Annotated in this window: 24 protein-coding genes and 1 pseudogene; 14 read left to right on the top strand and 11 right to left on the bottom strand. The window is 56.9% G+C overall.

The window, feature by feature from the left end; genetic code table 11:
• Window positions 1–72 precede the first annotated feature (72 nt).
• The 10 genes from QRN41_RS14920 to QRN41_RS14875 all read right to left on the bottom strand — a co-directional run bounded on the left by QRN41_RS14920 (window position 73) and on the right by QRN41_RS14875 (window position 5,487).
• Window positions 73–753 carry a hypothetical protein gene (locus QRN41_RS14920; protein WP_285421740.1) on the bottom strand — a complete coding sequence of 227 codons (681 nt, stop codon included), beginning with the start codon at window positions 751–753 and terminating at the stop codon, window positions 73–75.
• Complete coding sequence (locus QRN41_RS14915; protein ID WP_285421739.1) at window positions 750–1,349, bottom strand: recombination protein NinG; 600 nt, start codon at window positions 1,347–1,349, stop codon at window positions 750–752. The genes QRN41_RS14920 and QRN41_RS14915 overlap by 4 nt, the downstream gene beginning before the upstream one ends.
• Window positions 1,346–1,816 (bottom strand): hypothetical protein, encoded by a 471-nt coding sequence (locus QRN41_RS14910; protein ID WP_285421738.1) that lies wholly within the window; start codon window positions 1,814–1,816, stop codon window positions 1,346–1,348. Before QRN41_RS14910 ends, QRN41_RS14915 begins: the two co-directional genes overlap by 4 nt.
• The gene (locus QRN41_RS14905; RefSeq protein ID WP_213549560.1) at window positions 1,813–1,989 is read right to left on the bottom strand and encodes a hypothetical protein; all 177 of its coding nucleotides are present in this window, start codon (window positions 1,987–1,989) and stop codon (window positions 1,813–1,815) included. The genes QRN41_RS14910 and QRN41_RS14905 overlap by 4 nt, the downstream gene beginning before the upstream one ends.
• A complete protein-coding gene (locus QRN41_RS14900; protein ID WP_213549558.1) occupies window positions 1,986–2,222 on the bottom strand; it encodes a hypothetical protein in 237 nt (78 codons plus the stop codon). The genes QRN41_RS14905 and QRN41_RS14900 overlap by 4 nt, the downstream gene beginning before the upstream one ends.
• The gene (locus QRN41_RS14895) at window positions 2,219–3,007 is read right to left on the bottom strand and encodes a hypothetical protein (protein WP_285421737.1); all 789 of its coding nucleotides are present in this window, start codon (window positions 3,005–3,007) and stop codon (window positions 2,219–2,221) included. Before QRN41_RS14895 ends, QRN41_RS14900 begins: the two co-directional genes overlap by 4 nt.
• The gene (locus tag QRN41_RS14890; protein ID WP_285421736.1) at window positions 2,994–3,908 is read right to left on the bottom strand and encodes a helix-turn-helix domain-containing protein; all 915 of its coding nucleotides are present in this window, start codon (window positions 3,906–3,908) and stop codon (window positions 2,994–2,996) included. Before QRN41_RS14890 ends, QRN41_RS14895 begins: the two co-directional genes overlap by 14 nt.
• The gene (locus QRN41_RS14885; RefSeq protein WP_285421735.1) at window positions 3,905–4,699 is read right to left on the bottom strand and encodes a Rha family transcriptional regulator; all 795 of its coding nucleotides are present in this window, start codon (window positions 4,697–4,699) and stop codon (window positions 3,905–3,907) included. The genes QRN41_RS14890 and QRN41_RS14885 overlap by 4 nt, the downstream gene beginning before the upstream one ends.
• 69 nt (window positions 4,700–4,768) lie before the next feature.
• Window positions 4,769–5,194, bottom strand: coding sequence for a phage regulatory CII family protein (locus QRN41_RS14880; RefSeq protein WP_285421734.1), 426 nt, complete (start codon window positions 5,192–5,194; stop codon window positions 4,769–4,771).
• An 80-nt stretch (window positions 5,195–5,274) separates the two neighbouring features.
• Window positions 5,275–5,487, bottom strand: a complete 213-nt coding sequence (locus tag QRN41_RS14875) for a transcriptional regulator (protein WP_285421733.1) — start codon at window positions 5,485–5,487, stop codon at window positions 5,275–5,277.
• 88 nt (window positions 5,488–5,575) lie between these two features.
• Between QRN41_RS14875 and QRN41_RS14870 the strand changes: the two genes are divergently transcribed.
• The 8 genes from QRN41_RS14870 to QRN41_RS14835 all read left to right on the top strand — a co-directional run bounded on the left by QRN41_RS14870 (window position 5,576) and on the right by QRN41_RS14835 (window position 10,862).
• Window positions 5,576–6,235 carry a LexA family protein gene (locus QRN41_RS14870; protein WP_184744050.1) on the top strand — a complete coding sequence of 220 codons (660 nt, stop codon included), beginning with the start codon at window positions 5,576–5,578 and terminating at the stop codon, window positions 6,233–6,235.
• Window positions 6,235–6,474 (top strand): hypothetical protein, encoded by a 240-nt coding sequence (locus tag QRN41_RS14865; protein ID WP_285421732.1) that lies wholly within the window; start codon window positions 6,235–6,237, stop codon window positions 6,472–6,474. The genes QRN41_RS14870 and QRN41_RS14865 overlap by 1 nt, the downstream gene beginning before the upstream one ends.
• A gap of 126 nt (window positions 6,475–6,600) precedes the next feature.
• A complete protein-coding gene (locus QRN41_RS14860; RefSeq protein WP_285421731.1) occupies window positions 6,601–7,626 on the top strand; it encodes a hypothetical protein in 1,026 nt (341 codons plus the stop codon).
• Between the two features lie 109 nt (window positions 7,627–7,735).
• Window positions 7,736–8,062: a DUF2388 domain-containing protein gene (locus tag QRN41_RS14855; RefSeq protein ID WP_285421730.1), complete on the top strand. Its 327-nt coding sequence runs from the start codon at window positions 7,736–7,738 to the stop codon at window positions 8,060–8,062.
• Window positions 8,063–8,403: 341 nt separating this feature from the next.
• Window positions 8,404–9,228, top strand: coding sequence for a superinfection immunity protein (locus QRN41_RS14850; protein WP_285421729.1), 825 nt, complete (start codon window positions 8,404–8,406; stop codon window positions 9,226–9,228).
• 173 nt (window positions 9,229–9,401) lie between these two features.
• Window positions 9,402–9,653, top strand: coding sequence for a DUF1654 domain-containing protein (locus QRN41_RS14845; protein ID WP_285421728.1), 252 nt, complete (start codon window positions 9,402–9,404; stop codon window positions 9,651–9,653).
• Window positions 9,654–10,465: 812 nt separating this feature from the next.
• A complete protein-coding gene (locus QRN41_RS14840) occupies window positions 10,466–10,597 on the top strand; it encodes a hypothetical protein (RefSeq protein WP_285421727.1) in 132 nt (43 codons plus the stop codon).
• Between the two features lie 67 nt (window positions 10,598–10,664).
• The gene (locus tag QRN41_RS14835) at window positions 10,665–10,862 is read left to right on the top strand and encodes a hypothetical protein (RefSeq protein ID WP_181079741.1); all 198 of its coding nucleotides are present in this window, start codon (window positions 10,665–10,667) and stop codon (window positions 10,860–10,862) included.
• Here the strand turns inward: QRN41_RS14835 and QRN41_RS14830 are convergent.
• A pseudogene (locus tag QRN41_RS14830) lies at window positions 10,845–11,120 on the bottom strand (energy transducer TonB family protein); the annotation flags it as partial. The gene QRN41_RS14835 and the pseudogene QRN41_RS14830 sit on opposite strands and share 18 nt — an antisense overlap.
• Before the next feature lie 329 nt (window positions 11,121–11,449).
• Between QRN41_RS14830 and QRN41_RS14825 the strand changes: the two are divergent.
• The 6 genes from QRN41_RS14825 (at window position 11,450) to QRN41_RS14800 (ending at window position 14,822) form a co-directional block, all read left to right on the top strand.
• The gene (locus tag QRN41_RS14825; RefSeq protein ID WP_285421726.1) at window positions 11,450–11,887 is read left to right on the top strand and encodes a hypothetical protein; all 438 of its coding nucleotides are present in this window, start codon (window positions 11,450–11,452) and stop codon (window positions 11,885–11,887) included.
• Entirely contained in the window at window positions 11,884–12,075 is a 192-nt protein-coding gene (locus QRN41_RS14820) for a hypothetical protein (protein ID WP_003218303.1), read from the top strand. Before QRN41_RS14825 ends, QRN41_RS14820 begins: the two co-directional genes overlap by 4 nt.
• Entirely contained in the window at window positions 12,072–12,266 is a 195-nt protein-coding gene (locus QRN41_RS14815; protein ID WP_012724020.1) for a hypothetical protein, read from the top strand. The genes QRN41_RS14820 and QRN41_RS14815 overlap by 4 nt, the downstream gene beginning before the upstream one ends.
• A 158-nt stretch (window positions 12,267–12,424) precedes the next feature.
• Entirely contained in the window at window positions 12,425–13,519 is a 1,095-nt protein-coding gene (locus tag QRN41_RS14810) for a hypothetical protein (protein ID WP_285421725.1), read from the top strand.
• A complete protein-coding gene (locus tag QRN41_RS14805) occupies window positions 13,519–14,262 on the top strand; it encodes a hypothetical protein (RefSeq protein ID WP_169388695.1) in 744 nt (247 codons plus the stop codon). Before QRN41_RS14810 ends, QRN41_RS14805 begins: the two co-directional genes overlap by 1 nt.
• Window positions 14,259–14,822 (top strand): siphovirus Gp157 family protein, encoded by a 564-nt coding sequence (locus QRN41_RS14800; protein ID WP_169868905.1) that lies wholly within the window; start codon window positions 14,259–14,261, stop codon window positions 14,820–14,822. The genes QRN41_RS14805 and QRN41_RS14800 overlap by 4 nt, the downstream gene beginning before the upstream one ends.
• Window positions 14,823–14,824 lie beyond the last annotated feature (2 nt).

Here is a 14,824-nt window from a genome sequence, read left to right as displayed (position 1 = left end):
CGCAGGAGCGACAGGATGGGTGAATAATGCGACATGACGACATGACATTGCAAGCCCTTTCGAGGGACTATTTCATGCAGCCTCATTTCCGAGCACACCGACTGCTTCAAGCATGTGCTGCGCCTCGACCAGAGCCTCGTTGACAAGCGACTCCAAGCCCACCTTGATCGCCTTGTTCCAGCGCTGGTAAGTGCGCTCTGTCAGCCCCTGTGCATCCCAATTCGTCATGTCGTAGTTCGACTCGGCCAGGACAATCATCTCCCCGGGCTTTTCCTCTGCTACGGCGCGGGCATGCTTGTTGGCGCGGGCAATGTCAGCGTCTGCAGCCGCGTTGCGCCAATCCCACTGGCCCTCTTCCTTGTTCTCGCGGTGCTTCGGCGCCCTGATCTGGGGTGCCGCTCGTCGAATGCCCCTCACCTGCTGCGGTACCGCCCAAACCAAGACAGCCTGCTGCGTGAAGCGCTGCGGTGCTGGGGTCTTTACCACGGCGACCAGCCTGCCGATGGAATCGATCTTTCGCCCACGGTGGGTGCTGTACTTGGCCACCAGGGCGTTCCAGTGCCTCGGAGAAAGCTGGGCATGCAGAAGCTTGTGCACGATGCAGTCAGCCAGCAGCGCAGCATCCTTCCCGGATATCTCGCCCTTGAGCTTGCTGGCCTGCACCCGAGGCTCAACGCTGCATCCGCCGGAACTGTTGATGGTCTCGGCGGCCAGAGCCCGGACTACTGCTGAAATCACGTTGTGGTAGTTCATGCTGCCTGCCCCTTCTTCAGTTCTCTGGTCATTGCCCGGTATTTGGCCTTAATGGCCTTGATCTCATCCACGGTGTACTCGCTGGGCGCGTGCAGGCCCTCCAGCCAGGCCAGCTTTTCGACGCCGATGCGCTGCACAAGGCGAATGCGATACTCCACCGCATTGCCGGACAGGTTGCGGTTGCATTTCACGCACTGCCGGTGGATGTTCAGCGGTTCGAAGCGCAGTTCCGGGCAGGCGCCCACCGATCGGTAGTGGCCCGCATCCCAGCGGCTGCCGGTCATCAGGTCATTGTCGTTGGGCGTTGAGTCGCAGCTGATGCACGGCAGGTGCGCGTCACGCAGGCGCACGTACTCGTTCACCGCGGCCTGGGCTTCGTGAAGGTGGTCCGCCCTGCTCTTGAGCTTTTCCTTACGGACCTTGATCTCGCGGCGCTCGACCAGGGCCAGCGACCTGCGTGCCTTCGCCTGGTTCACATCCTTGATGGCGAGGCCGCACTTCGGGCTGCATACGGCCTGCCCCATCCGCTGCGGCTGGAAGCTAATGCCGCATCCGGGGTTCTTGCACTTTTTCGGTTTGGGTTGCTTGGCGATCATGCAGCCTCCTTGCTGAGTAGATCAGTGAAAACCACACCTTGGCCCGTGAAGCGGGCTGCAATGCGGTCGGTGTAAGCGATGCCCTGGGCGCGGTTGAACAGGCTGGTCACCGGGAAACCGTCTGGGCCGAACAAATGGCATTCGCCCATCATGGCCAGCTTCGTTTCGTATGGCAGATGACGCATCACCCGGTACCACTCGGCCTGGAACCCAGCGTCCTCGTTCAGCAGAATCTGCACACCGAAGTGAAGCTTGCAGTACCGGCGGGCGTCGGCCGCGTCACCGATCTGTGTCATCTCGGCAATTCGCTTGTACATCCCAAACCACAGCCGGTTCTGGTCGAGGGTGCGGTCCTTGCCCGGGCGCAGGGAGACCACCACAAACTTCTTATCCCGGTACATGGTGGTCAGGCATGTGATGGCCTCGGTGAGCTTGGCCTGGCAGTTGACGCTGATCTTGTCGGTCATTGCCAATTCTCCCCACGATCAGCCTTCGGCCTTCCAACATCAAAAAAGAACCCGAGGCAGCAGATGTATGCGATCAGCCCAATGACGCGGCTATCAGTCATCACGGCCATGATCAGCGCGGGCATGACCGAAGCCACTAGAGCAAATATGAGATTGATCAATATCCCCTTCATGGCTTCGCCCTCCTTGCCTGGCTCCATGCCTCAGATGTGCGATCTTGCTCACTGCCCTTGTCGACCCACTCCCACACCGGACGGCCGTTACTGACCATGTAGGCCCGGTACATCGTGCTGTACTGCTGCTGGCGAATCTGGGTGACGCCGCGCCCCTTCAGGAAACGTTCGTCTCCGGCCTGCGGTTTTGGCCTGGCCTGGGCGGTGCTGTATCGAATGCTGGTTACGGTCATGTCCGTTGCTCCAATTCCTGGGCCTGCTTGATCAGCAATGCGCGGCGGTCGGCCAGTTCGTTGGCAGCCTCGATTCGCATCTCGTCTTTTTTCTCAGCGCTGGCGGCGCGCATCTCCAGCATTGATGACTTCACCAACTCGAGCTTTTCTCGTAGAGCCGGCGCTGGCCGCGTAACGGTGCCGGTGAGCAAGCCGGCGATGGCGCGACCATCTTCGGTGACTGGCTCGACACTCAGGTCCGCCAGGTACTTCTGGGCGTGTTCGCGCGGGATTCGCTTCAATTCCATCGCCTTGGTCACAGCCTGGATACGGCGGCTGGCGTCGAAGCCTACGGATACGTGCCAGTTGACCGGCTTCGCGTCCTCGCGGGACTGGCCCACGAACCGCTGGTAGGCGTCGATGAACGCCATGCGCGCACCGATTTTGTCGCCGCCATCCAAGATGGGTTTCGCCGCGGCCAGAGCCAGCTGGATCTCGTCGGTCAGCACCACCGTTTCAAACTCGTCGTTGGTGGTCATGGCTATGGCCCAGGCCTCGTCCTTGCCAGGGCGGCCGTCGGAGGTCTGGACACGCTGCAGGATGTCAGCCATAGCCAGCTTGCCCTTCACTTCGAAGCGACACGCCTTCAGCGCCGCTTTGACGACGGGCACCGGGTAGGCGCAGAGGTCTTCAGCCATCATCGCGGCGGTGCCTGGGTTCATTTCCTGACCCATGGCCTCGGCGGTTGCACAGATGGCAGCGGCCAGCCCGGCAACCTGCTGATCATTCATTTCAGAGGTATTCATTGCGGTCACCTGCTTGGCGTTTGGCCAGAACCATCTGAGCGGCCTGCTCCGCTGCGGACAGGTTGGCCTCGGTTCGTTCCATCTGGCGGGCAGTTGTGCCGTTGACGCGCTGCCCGGTCACCCACTGGGTGTGATAGCTCTCGGCGTTGACCAGCAGCTCGTTGACGCTGTGGCACTTACGCAGAACGGCGGCATCGCTGGCTTTCAGGAAGTGGGCGGCGACGTGGTGGGCGACGTCAGCACCAAGGCGGTCAACCAGCAGCGCCATCTGCTTGCCAATCTTTGCGTTCCACACTGGCCAGGCGCCGTAACGCTTGCGGTAGGCCATGGCGTAGTTCGCCCAGACCTTAAAGGTTTTGCAGGTCTGGTCTTTCGGCCCCGGCATGTCGGCCGGAATCTCAACTCGTGGTTGCTGGGGAACGAATGGCACGACCTGTCCCGTCACGACCTTGGCGGTAGCCTGGGGCGTAATTGGTTCAATGACCGGTTCTATGACTGGTTCAAGAGAGTTACTGATTCTGGGTGCAGCTGCTGCACTACCCTCTGGTGCAGGAGATTCACTAGGGGGTGAACCTGCTGCACTACCCTGGTGAATCTGCTGCACTACCCCTGGTGCAGGAGGTGCACCACCACCATCCAGGGTCAGGAAGTAAACGTTCGATGAGTTCCCCTTCGGGCCACCCTTTCGGATTTCCTTGCGCAGCAGTCCTGCCTCACAAAGCGCGGTGATGTGGTTCATTACAGAGCGCTTGCTGATCTCGCACTGATCGGCAATATGCTGATAGGACGGCCAGCACTCGCCTACGTCGCTGGCGTTGTCAGCCAGCTTGATCAGCACTAGCTTGCGCAATGGGTTGCCGACGCGAAGCTTCATCGCGGCTACCATAAGGCCCATGCTCAAGCGGCACCTCGCACTGCTTTATCGTGGGTGAACAGGCCGCCCCAGGTTTTCTTCATGGGCAGCTCGCCGGCCAGGTACAGGTCGTACAGGCGTGCGGCGCCCTTCTTCAACAGAACGGGCGTGTAGGAGATAAACGGGTCTTTGCCGTGCGGGGTGACTTCGACCTGGTGCTCGGTCATGTACTTGTCGCGGGCGTACGAGCCAACACGGTGACGGGTACCGGACTTGCTCTCGTTGTAGAGCCAACTGCGCTCTTCCAGGTAATTACCCACCTGCATGACATTGACGCCATTGAGACCCTTGCAGAATTGTGTGTGTGTCATGCCTTCCTTGAAGAGGTTCTCCAGGGAGTGGATCTTCGTGGCCTGCTGCTCAACTTGGGCAGTGAGCATCAAGCGGGCCTTTTCAGACTCCATGGCGATCTGCAGGATTTCGATGGTGGAAAGCGGTTGAGTCTGAGCCACCTGCGACTCCAGTTCGTGCCAGCGGCGAATCACGGTCATGCGCATAGCGGCGCTGTAACCGGTCAGCAGGCAGTCGGTGTGCTCGCGATCGAGCAGGTACTCCGTCTGCTGACGATTCATGCTGTCCAGGTAGATGGCACGAAAACCTGTGGCATCTTCTTTCAGTTCGGTCAGCATCCTCTCGATGTCTGTCGTCACATGAAAATGGCGCTTGCCGGTAAGCTCAGCGATTTCCCGAGACGACATTGTCCGCGCCACGTTTTCAGATTGCGAAAATCGTGGCGCCGGAACGCTGGGGCTATTGATCGATTCGGTGTGTTGGTGCATGATTCGCTCCAGTTGTTTACTGCTGTAGAAAAAGCCGACCTCGTACGTCGGCTTTTTTGTGTCTGTAATTCAGGCCGCCTTCACGGACTGCTTGAATACTTCCAGGCTGACGATCACTTCCTCTGCCTCCTTGAGCAGCTCGGACTTCTCGCGAGTGCAAACGCGGCCATCGGCCTGGGCGTCGAACGCAAGGCGGGTCACGTCAGCCAGATCGGTGTGCAAGCGCAGTAGCGCGGTGTTGAGGTTGATTCCTTCTGGCTTGTCCTTCGGTACCAAGTCGAAGCCGAAAGCCTCGGCCCAAGCCTTCAGTGGGCGGAAGTCCTGGGTGAACTTCATAATCCGGTGCAGCTCCTGGACGTTCAGCTTGTGGCTGTCGTAGTCAGGGTTCGCCTTTTGGGAAAGCAGCGTCTTCGAAGAGAAGCTAGCGCCCTCTGCAATCCGCCCTGCCCCGTGGTCGTCCACAACGTCATAGATCGCCTTCATCAAGTCCTGCATGTAACACCTCGAAATTCTTTACGTGGCGCCCTGCAGGTGCAGAGGCGATCATTTGCTCAATGGAACGGCGGACAGAGATGTCAGGCGGCGGATTGGGCGTCCTTTCCGGGAATACAAAGCTCGCGAGCAGTGATTTTTCCACCGGTCAACTCTTCTGCCTTGAAAGCCTTTTCGGCGCGCATCGGGTGAATCCCGGCAACCCAGTACGAAACTGCGGCTTGAGAAACGTCGAGCGCTATAGCGGTTTTGGTTTGCCCGCCGAAGAAGTCGACGAGCCTTTCGATAGGGGTCATAAGAGCACCCTCCTGATAAGCCTGCTTATATTCTAAGTAGAAGGACACTTATTTGCAAGCCGATAAGGGAACTTATAAATTCCAGCTGATGAGCACACTCGCCGAACGAATCAAAACCGCACGCAACCACGCCAAGCTGACGCAGAAGGCGCTCGCCTTAAAAGTGGGTGTTGAGCAGCCGGTAATCTCCCAGCTGGAGACCGGAAAGAACCTTCAAAGCGCACACCTGCCGAAGATCGCCCATGTGTGTGGTGTGAACGCTATTTGGCTCTCCGAAAATACCGGGCCAATGACAGGTGTAAGCGCTGCCGAGTCAAATATCTCTATTGCCGCGCAGCCCACCAAATCATTCCGCTATCCCGTAATCAGCTGGGTTGCCGCCGGCGCCTGGGCGGAGGCTGTTGAGCCCTACCCGGCCGGATTCTCTGACAGCTATGAGTTTTCGGAGTACGACTCCAAGGGCACAGCGTTTTGGCTGAAGGTGAAAGGTGACTCAATGACGGCGCCCGCCGGTCAGAGCATCACTGAAGGCACTCTGATCCTGGTGGACACTGAGGCCGAAGTCGCCCCAGGCAAGCTCGTGGTAGCCAAGCTGCCAGACAGCAACGAAGCGACGTTCAAGAAGCTGGTCAGCGATGGCGGTCGACTGTTCCTGAAGCCGCTGAACCCCAGCTACCCGATCGAGGCGGTGGACGAGAACTGCCGGATCGTGGGCGTGGTTGTGCAGGCGCTGCAGAAATTTTACTGATGCCATCCGCCCTTGGAAAACCTTCGACCTCATGGCGAGAGCAGTCCTTCTGGAGCAAGGTTGGGGTAATTGCTTGCCTGGCGTTGCTTATGATGATCCCCGGCTACTCCGACGCAGCTGGTCTTAGCTGGAGCTCATCCGGTCGTAAGCGAGTGTTCAGCCCTGGGTTCGTTGTGCTCTGCGTGTTCGTGGCTGTGATTGAGCTGATCGCGCTGAACCACTTCTATGGCCGCGGATGAGGTTAAGGTAGGAAGGATTGTGCGGAGACAGGCCGACTGACGTAATGTTGAGGCCATAACTAAAGGCCCACAGAGGCCATGCCAACAATGCGGCTATAACGCCGCACTTACACATAGGGACATGCTGTGGCGCAGAATATAACTATCAAAAATGAGGCGGACGCTTTTGAAGCCATCCAGATATACCTCAAAGACGGAGGCTTTAAGGGTGGAGTAAAGCTTTCTGGCTGGCCGAAGCTTGAGGTTCGGCTCGTTGGGGAAAAATTCGACGCTACCATTACACCACCTGTCATGAAGTCCTTCCTGGAACTTCAAAATCTCGTCTATAAATCGTATGCCATAGCGCAGTACGATACGGACGACACCCGCAAACTTTCGAGCGAAGAGCGCGAAGAGCTTGAGATCCTTGTCAAGGTAGAAGAGGGATCGTCGATTTTCGAAATCGATTTCCAGGGTGTTTTGGAGAAATTTGCTCAAAAGGCCGCTGAAACCATGTCACCAGAGCTGATAGCAATCACTGTCATAGGACTTGGAGTCCTGTGGGTGGGCAAGGCCTCGTATGGCGCATACCTCGATTACCGTAAGGAGGTGAGGCTTGGCGAGGCAAAAACAGAAGAGCAGCGAAATATCCTCGAAACGATGCGACAGTCGTCGAAAGAAGAAACTAGGCGAATGGAGCTAATGACGAAGTTATTGGTGCGAGAGCCGAAGCTTGAGGAGGTCTCTCGGCAGGCATATGACTCTAAAACAGAAATGCTTAAGGGGTTTGCCACTGCTGACGAGGCGACAGTATCAGGGATCACGACAACCGGTGAAGAAGCACACGAGCTCGTGGTAAATGCGCGACGCAAAGCTGCCGAACGGCGCCTCGATGGCTTCTACCGAGTATTAAGGGTTGACTCTTCTGACCCGGAAGCGTTTAAGGTTAAGATTCGCAAACATAGGGGATCCCTTGAATTTGAAGCGCTCGTACAGGACATCACGCTCGACGCAGAGAAGAAAGAGATTCTGCAGTATGCCGAATGGGAAAGAACCACGGTTTACCTCAATATCAACGCGAAGGTTTTAGACGATAGCATTAAGAGTGCTGTAGTCATTGGCGTTGAGCGCCGCGACCCGCCCGAACTTGTAAGGGCTCGCGCAGACGATTGAAGGCAGCTAACTCTCAACATAGCCCGGCCCCGCGCCGGGCTTCTTGTTTCTGCCAAGCGCCCTACTCTGCTATCGTGGCGCCCTCTGATCGTAATGGAAGCATCGAAGAATGGACGTATGGAAGACGCTGCCAATCGCTGCGATAGTGCTGATCGGCAACCACGTAACGGCGAATGAAAAGGCCACCCCGTTCGATAAAGTGATGACCTACACATCAATCTTGCCAACCGCTTTGACGACGTTACCGAGCTATACGTCGGACGATTCGCAAAAACCACTCAAATCAGCAAAGACTGATGCGCTTGCATTCATAGCATCAGACGGCGAAATTCGCGGCGCTCAGTTTGAGCAAGCCTCCAGGTACTACAGGGCGACCTACAGCTCGCCTTTGATGAGCGACATGCAACTGGCTCAGGCGATTGCATCGTCCTTCTGAATTCACCGAATTTCTTCACTCAAGCAATATCTCGACACGCCGATGCCCTGATACTGCATTCCGCAGTGCATGGAGGCTCTATGAAAAAATTCGCTGTAATTGGCTTGGTAGCCCTGCTTTCGATAGCTTCCTTCTCTGCCTCGGCGTGTCCAAAAGGCACTCACCCAACAGGTGGAACAGGATCGCACCATAAGGGCGGGACCTGCTCCTGATCAAAAGCCCGGTCCAGCGCCGGGCTTCTTGTATCTCCCCTACCCGACCTGAATCCGTACGCCGCCAATGGTGGCTGTACGCCACGAATGATAAAGTGCTGGCTCAATTCAATGGACTAGGTTTTTGGTATGGATAGTGGAAGTCCACTGGCCGGCTTTGTGCTTCTAATGGCTGCCTTCGTCATATATTTCACGCCCACCTTCGTGGCTGCAAAGCGCAAGCATCGCAACGGCAACTCGATTTTTTTGATGAACCTGTTGCTAGGCTGGACAGCACTTGGATGGGTGGCAGCGCTCGTATGGTCGGTTTCGGCGAATACAGAACAAAAGCTGCCCTCTGAGATCGGCGCCTCTTCTGACAGGATTTGCCCAATGTGCGCCGAGACCATCAAGCGCGCAGCAATAAAGTGCAAACATTGCGGCGCCGATGTTTTGCCTGACGATAACGCAGGGCCCATCAACCAAGAAAGTCAGAGTCCTGTCACGGAGTCTGTAGAAGTAATTTCGGGAGCAGCTTCGGCAGCTGGCAATAATGCGCTGTTCGTAGCGCTGTGCTCTGGTCTCGTGGCAATCATTATCGGTGCGATCGCGTACCGTTTGCTCCCGGTGGCGAATGTAGCCTCACACATTGCCGCGCCCGGTACCTTTCGTGCCTCAGCCGACGACCTGGTTATTTTAGACGGCTCAGCTTTTGGCTGCGTTTCCGCTACCGATTTCAATCAATCCCTCTTTCACTATAACCAGTCAGAATTCACCGCCTGGGCTGACAGAACCTCGGGGGAAAATTGTTTCCACCAAAAGGACTTGGCGAGGGATCTTCGCTGGACTGTCCTGCAGGTGCGAGACGATCTTATGCAGGTCGGCTTGAAGCGCCCTACAGAGTACGCAAAGGAGCCAAGGATTGGTCAGTCAACCTATTGGACGCTGGCTCGGTGGGCCTCTTCCGGCAAGTAGCTTTGGCTCCATGCATTCAAGCACAGCCCGCTACGCGCGGGCTTTTTCATGCCTGCCGAAAAGACTCCGCCGTGCGAAATATGCATTTGTGCATGAAACTTGCTGCCGCCCTCTTGCCAAGATATGTCACCACCAATACTGTACACAAATACAGTATTCGCAAGGAGCGAAGCATGATCCAGGCACCCTACCCCACACCAAAATCGAGAAACTCCTACGAGCTTGTGGGCCATCGCCTGCAACGGTTGATCGCCTCTCCGCGGGTACAGCGGATTCAGTTGGTTGAGGTCTCCAGGCGCGACGATGAAAGCCCTGAAGCCTGGCACCAGGTAATCCAGGAGATCGGTGACACGGCCGGTATTAGGGTTGAGCATTTGGATGGAGGCACCGTCAGAATCGGCTGGCACGAGTACTGCGACTCATAAAAGAGCCCGCCACTGAGCGGGCTTTTTATCGCCCGCAGGAAAATATATAAGCCTGCTTATTGACGAATAAAATAAGCGAGCTTATATTCACTTCATCGCAGCAACACACAGCCGCTGCGAACCGCTCTTTAAAAGCTCAGGATCCTCGCCATCGACTACCCCGGACCCGATCCGGTAACTGCGAGCAACAAACAGCCGATGCCACGCCAGCTCTGGAACTGGATATCGCAGGGAGAACCCTGCCAGCTCAAAGTCACGTAGCGCGTCAGCCAACCGAAACTCCGGACCGGCCACGCAGATACGAACAGAGGGTTGCACTGATTCCGCCACCTACCAGATCCCAAGATGAGGGGTTTGCACTGGCAAGGCGCGGATAGGTGACACAACGGGTGCGAACTGGATTAAGTCCAGGTGGTAATCAAGGCGCACGATCAAAAGTAATCGCCCAGCCGGCGGTGGCGAGTAACACCGGCAGCAAGAACAGATTCAAAAATTAGCGGGCCCGATAGCTTCGGCTGGGCGCGCCGGACCTCATGCACCCTGCCCCACTCAGCCAGGGCATTCAGAGCTGTAGCGTGCATGTTGTAAGGACCTGTTATCCACGGCGAACAGATGCTGTTTGACGCTGTGAGTAGGAAGCTCGAAGCCCACACCGAAGACGACCGGCCAGCCCTGCAATCAGCAGCGGGTAATTGGACAACACCGCTGACGCAACAACCCCAGGCCGTCGCCAGTAGCGGGCCTGGGCCCCACAGATTTCCTCGATGACCTTGGCGACAGGGTCATCCGGAAAATCAAACGAGGAAAAGAAAATGCAAATCATGATCAAAAGCCGTTTCGCTGGCACCATTTACGTTCAAGACTGGACGGTGTCTACCCGGCAGGCCCAGGCATTTGTATGCGAAGAAGGCTACGACGGACCTTACTGCATCGTTTTCTTTTGAGTGCGGACCTTTTCACTGATGCCCATCCAGAGCGGTGGGCATTGGGAAAACAACCCGGAGCATGACCATGAACAAAGTCATCCACATCACCCTGCGCGGCGAACTTCGGGTATTTTCCGACAAGAGCCTGGCCGCCTGTATCAGCGAGACAAACAGGCTCAACGCTGAACGTGGCTACACCAGCAGCGTTTCCGTCGTTGAATGCGAAGACGGTCATCGAGTGACGGCAGCGGATTGCAAGTCCTGCTCAGATATTCCCGTCTAGGGAGTAGATAAAAGGGGCAATGATCGTAATTGGGCCGTCTTTCATTAAATCGGCTGGTGGTTTCGGCAGTGGTTGGGCGCGACGGATTAATTCTAGAGTGGCCGCGTCCAAGTCCACATTGCCTGAACTTTGTACCAGCTCATAAGAAACGACATTTCCGTCGCCATCTATCGTAAAGCGCAGTTGGGTTGTCCCTTCAACCCCGGCCAGTTGCGAGGCGATCGGGTACGTCTTGAATTTATTCAAATGCGCAACGAGCCCGGCGCTCAGTGTTTTTTCTTGTTCGGCAGTGGAAGAGCAACCAGAAATTACGCCGAGAAAAACAAATGAAAAAATAGTGGCTAGAAAAAATCTGAACATTCAAAAATCTCGCTATTTGGCGGTGCGATCTCGCACATCGCTGTTTTGAGCCTATCAGTACACTCAACTGCCCCGCAATAAAAGCGCAGCTTCAACGAAGTTGGATGACCTGTCCTCCCTTTCCCACCTCTATTACGTCAGCACTCCTCCCCCGCGCCCATCGGCAACCAGCGAGAGGCATGAGTGTTGACGAATACAGGTGAACAACAGCCACCTTGGAGGCGACCATGAACGCAGCATTGAAGATTTGCCAGGAGCGTTACGACGCTCAGTTGCCTCCAGAGGTCAGCGAGAGCGACGAGGTGACGGACTGGCTTGAGCATTCGGCAGAGCGCCTGGTGTGCGGCGTCGACATCAAGTGGAAGCGCCGCTTCGGCCAGCCGCAGGTGGTGACGTTCGACCGGTTCTGCACGGTCCTGCAAGGCCACCTGAATCAGCGCCAAATCGACGGCTTGGATCAGCGTGATTCGTTCGCCCGCCTGCTGCTGTCGGCGATGCTCGGCAGCCAGAGCGATGCCCGGTCCCACGCTGCCGACCTGCTGGGCCAGCAACGCCCGATTGAGGCGGTTGAGAAGATCGCTGTTGCGCTGCTGAGACCGTATGCCGAAGACGCGGTAGCAGCAGAACGGGAAGAGCGCGAAGACGATGTGGATGCCGACCTATGAGTCCGCACATCCTGATCGATGAGGCACTTGAAGCACTTGAGCATCCCAGCAGCGAGCCCGGCGCCCAAGCCGTCGTCGTGCGGATGATCACCAACATGCTCACCGGCGACGCGATCACCGTCGAAGAATTCAACCACTACTGCCAGCGCCTGCTGAAAATCACCAGGCACCGCAAGGAGGCTGCATGACCACCGCACCGGTTAAATCGTTGATCGACGAGCAGCTCGACGACATCGAGCGCCGCATTGCCATCCTGGGCTTCGGCCTTCCCTTCAACGAGCTCATCGGCCGCAAGCGTGAAGACCTGGTGCGGGATCTGCCACAGCGCCTGGCGCCAACCATGAAGGGTGGTCGCATCGCGGTGCGGGTTCGGCCTTGACTCCCCACAAGCGCACCAGGCGCATGCTGATCTGGCGCGGTTCCTTCTCTGCCCTCTCCGTCTGCGCCTTTCTGATGTTGCTCAGCGCCCTCGCTGATCGAATCACTCAATAACCAACACATCACAGCGCCCCGCAAGGATGGCGCGGGAGTATTGCCATGCTCGCAGCTATTGCAGATCGCATCCGGTCCAAGTCCTACGAACTTCCCCTGTCCCGCGACTACGTCCGCCATTGGGGCCTGAAAGAAGCCATCCGGGAGTTGGTGCAGAACGCGCTGGATAGCGAGTCGCCTTTCGAATACGCCTTCGCCAACGGCCAGCTGTTCATCACCAGCCGCTTTGCAAGGCTGGAGGCCAGCACCCTGGTTCTGGGCAGCACGTCTAAGTTCGACCGCGCCGATGCCATCGGCAGCTTCGGCGAGGGCTACAAAATTGCCCTGTTGGTACTGACCCGGAACGGGTACGAAGTGAAGGTCTGGAATGGCAATAAGCAGTGGGTGCCTGAGTTCCGGCATAGCGACCAGTTCGACGCGGAGGTGTTGTGCATCAACGAGACGCCGGCACATAGGCAGAATCAGGGCGTTGAATTCATTGTCTCCGGCCTCACCGACGAAGACGAAACGGAAATCCGCAACATGTGCCTGCGTATGCAGCCGCCGATGAGCGACGTCATCGGTACCAAATACGGCCATATCCTGCCCTCCCGGCCAGGCAAGCTGTACGTCGGCACCCTCTTCGTATGCGACACCGATCTGACCTACGGCTATGACATTCTCCCCGAGCATCTGCAGCTTGAGCGAGACCGCCAAACGGTTAGCGGATGGGATTTGAAACAGGTGTCGAAAAACGCCTGGATTGACACCGGGCGCTTGGATGAGGTGGCGGAGAAGATCGAGGCTGGTATTCCTGACGTTGAATATGTCGAGTACGGCAGTACCGAGCTTGTACGGGAGGCCTGCTACCGGTTGTTCCAGCAGAAGCACCCCGGTGCCATTGCCGTTCAATCCCAGGAAGAACTGAACAACCTGGTCAAGCAGGGAATGACCAACACTGTAGTGGTGAGCCGGACCTTCCACTCTCAGGTTTCAAACTCGACTTCGTACAAGCAACAGGTCTCCCACGTCGTTGCCATCCAGACGCCCAAAGCCGCCCTGGAAGAATGGTATCGCGACAACAAAAAATACATGAGCAGGCTGCCGTCGACTGCCTTCAAGGAACTGGTCAAGCGCGCTGACGGCTGGAGGAATAAGTAATGTCCGAGAACACGAGAATTTGGGACCAGGTCAACACAACCGACCCTGACGCTACTAAAAAATACACTGGCGCGGGTGGCTTTAAGGGCACTGCGATCAGGCCAACCTACCTCATGCGCAAGGCAACAGAGATTTTCGGACCATGCGGTGAGGGTTGGGGTTGGAATGTCCTTGAGGATCGATTTGACGAAGGTGCACCGCTTCAGGCGCCCACTAAAGAGTGGCCAGAGGCTCCAATGATCTGTGCGAAGCTGCACACCGTAAAAATCGAGCTTTGGTACCTGGGCAACGCCGGGCAAAAATGCACGGTTCAGCACTACGGCCATACGCCATTTATCTACCTGCAGCAGGGAAAGATTCTTACTGACTGGGACGCAGCGAAAAAATCGCTGACGGACGCCATCGGTAAATGCCTGCAGCCGTTGGGGTTCGCCGCCGACATCTACATGGGCATGTTCGACGATCCGACCTACGTCGACACCATCACCGAAGAGTTCAAGCTTGAAAAAGCCGAGGACAAGGACGCCGAGATACTTCGCCAAAAACAAGAGCGTGTCGACTGGCTTGCCTCAGCGGTCGAAACCATTGGCAAGGCCGTCACGACTCACGAACTCAAGCTTCTGAACGTGAAATACATCCGCGAGGCAACTCGTCGCAACGAACCCACCTTCATCGCGCGAATCACTCGAGCATTCGAGGAGCGCAAAGCTGTGCTTGAAAAAGGCACGGAGGCCGCAGCATGACCCAACTCTACGCACTCACCGGCAAACTCGCCGAACTCCAGGCCATGGCTGATACCGATGATGAGGGTCTGAAAGAGGCCCTGCAGCACGCCATGGACGAAGTGCAAGGCGACTTCAACGACAAGGCTGACAACATCGTCATGTTGCGCCGGAACATTGAAAGCGACGTGACGGCTATCGACAACGAAATCGAGCGCCTGGCTGAACTCAAGCGGATCAAGTCCAACAGCGTCGCCCAGATCAGCGACTACCTGCGTCGCAACATGGAAGCCGCCAACATCAAGTCAATCAAGCGTCCGCTCTTCACCATCACACTGGCCATGGGCAGCGAACGGGTGATCGTGGACAACGAAGATGCAGTGCCGGACGAACTGACCACTGTGAAGTCGAGCATTGCTCCGGACAAAAAGGCCATTGCCGCCAAGCTCAAGGAGATACGCGAGCATAACGAAGCGGTGCGCAAGCGTATGGCAGCCGGTGAAGACGCTGAACACGAACTTTTACCCGAACCTACCTGGGCTCACCTTGAGCGCGGTGACAGTTCGATCCGAATCAAGTGAGG

Origin of the sequence: Pseudomonas sp. efr-133-TYG-23 (assembly GCF_030209215.1) — a bacterium.
GTDB lineage: Bacteria > Pseudomonadota > Gammaproteobacteria > Pseudomonadales > Pseudomonadaceae > Aquipseudomonas > Aquipseudomonas rhodesiae.
This window is presented reverse-complemented; position numbering and strand designations above follow the sequence as displayed.

Bases quoted from the DNA above. Each gene is read 5' to 3' on its own strand.
- QRN41_RS14900 (WP_213549558.1), bottom strand. From the start codon at position 2,222: ATGACCGTAACCAGCATTCGATACAGCACCGCCCAGGCCAGGCCAAAA.
- QRN41_RS14920 (WP_285421740.1), bottom strand. From the start codon at position 753: ATGAACTACCACAACGTGATTTCAGCAGTAGTCCGGGCTCTGGCCGCC.
- QRN41_RS14820 (WP_003218303.1), top strand. From the start codon at position 11,884: ATGAGTCCGCACATCCTGATCGATGAGGCACTTGAAGCACTTGAGCAT.
- QRN41_RS14870 (WP_184744050.1), top strand. From the start codon at position 5,576: ATGAGCACACTCGCCGAACGAATCAAAACCGCACGCAACCACGCCAAG.
- QRN41_RS14905 (WP_213549560.1), bottom strand. From the start codon at position 1,989: ATGAAGGGGATATTGATCAATCTCATATTTGCTCTAGTGGCTTCGGTC.
- QRN41_RS14850 (WP_285421729.1), top strand. From the start codon at position 8,404: ATGGATAGTGGAAGTCCACTGGCCGGCTTTGTGCTTCTAATGGCTGCC.
- QRN41_RS14885 (WP_285421735.1), bottom strand. From the start codon at position 4,699: ATGCACCAACACACCGAATCGATCAATAGCCCCAGCGTTCCGGCGCCA.
- QRN41_RS14800 (WP_169868905.1), top strand. From the start codon at position 14,259: ATGACCCAACTCTACGCACTCACCGGCAAACTCGCCGAACTCCAGGCC.
- QRN41_RS14805 (WP_169388695.1), top strand. From the start codon at position 13,519: ATGTCCGAGAACACGAGAATTTGGGACCAGGTCAACACAACCGACCCT.
- QRN41_RS14845 (WP_285421728.1), top strand. From the start codon at position 9,402: ATGATCCAGGCACCCTACCCCACACCAAAATCGAGAAACTCCTACGAG.
- QRN41_RS14895 (WP_285421737.1), bottom strand. From the start codon at position 3,007: ATGAATACCTCTGAAATGAATGATCAGCAGGTTGCCGGGCTGGCCGCT.
- QRN41_RS14835 (WP_181079741.1), top strand. From the start codon at position 10,665: ATGAACAAAGTCATCCACATCACCCTGCGCGGCGAACTTCGGGTATTT.
- QRN41_RS14855 (WP_285421730.1), top strand. From the start codon at position 7,736: ATGGACGTATGGAAGACGCTGCCAATCGCTGCGATAGTGCTGATCGGC.
- QRN41_RS14815 (WP_012724020.1), top strand. From the start codon at position 12,072: ATGACCACCGCACCGGTTAAATCGTTGATCGACGAGCAGCTCGACGAC.
- QRN41_RS14910 (WP_285421738.1), bottom strand. From the start codon at position 1,816: ATGACCGACAAGATCAGCGTCAACTGCCAGGCCAAGCTCACCGAGGCC.
- QRN41_RS14840 (WP_285421727.1), top strand. From the start codon at position 10,466: ATGCAAATCATGATCAAAAGCCGTTTCGCTGGCACCATTTACGTTCAA.
- QRN41_RS14825 (WP_285421726.1), top strand. From the start codon at position 11,450: ATGAACGCAGCATTGAAGATTTGCCAGGAGCGTTACGACGCTCAGTTG.
- QRN41_RS14810 (WP_285421725.1), top strand. From the start codon at position 12,425: ATGCTCGCAGCTATTGCAGATCGCATCCGGTCCAAGTCCTACGAACTT.
- QRN41_RS14880 (WP_285421734.1), bottom strand. From the start codon at position 5,194: ATGCAGGACTTGATGAAGGCGATCTATGACGTTGTGGACGACCACGGG.
- QRN41_RS14915 (WP_285421739.1), bottom strand. From the start codon at position 1,349: ATGATCGCCAAGCAACCCAAACCGAAAAAGTGCAAGAACCCCGGATGC.
- QRN41_RS14875 (WP_285421733.1), bottom strand. From the start codon at position 5,487: ATGACCCCTATCGAAAGGCTCGTCGACTTCTTCGGCGGGCAAACCAAA.
- QRN41_RS14865 (WP_285421732.1), top strand. From the start codon at position 6,235: ATGCCATCCGCCCTTGGAAAACCTTCGACCTCATGGCGAGAGCAGTCC.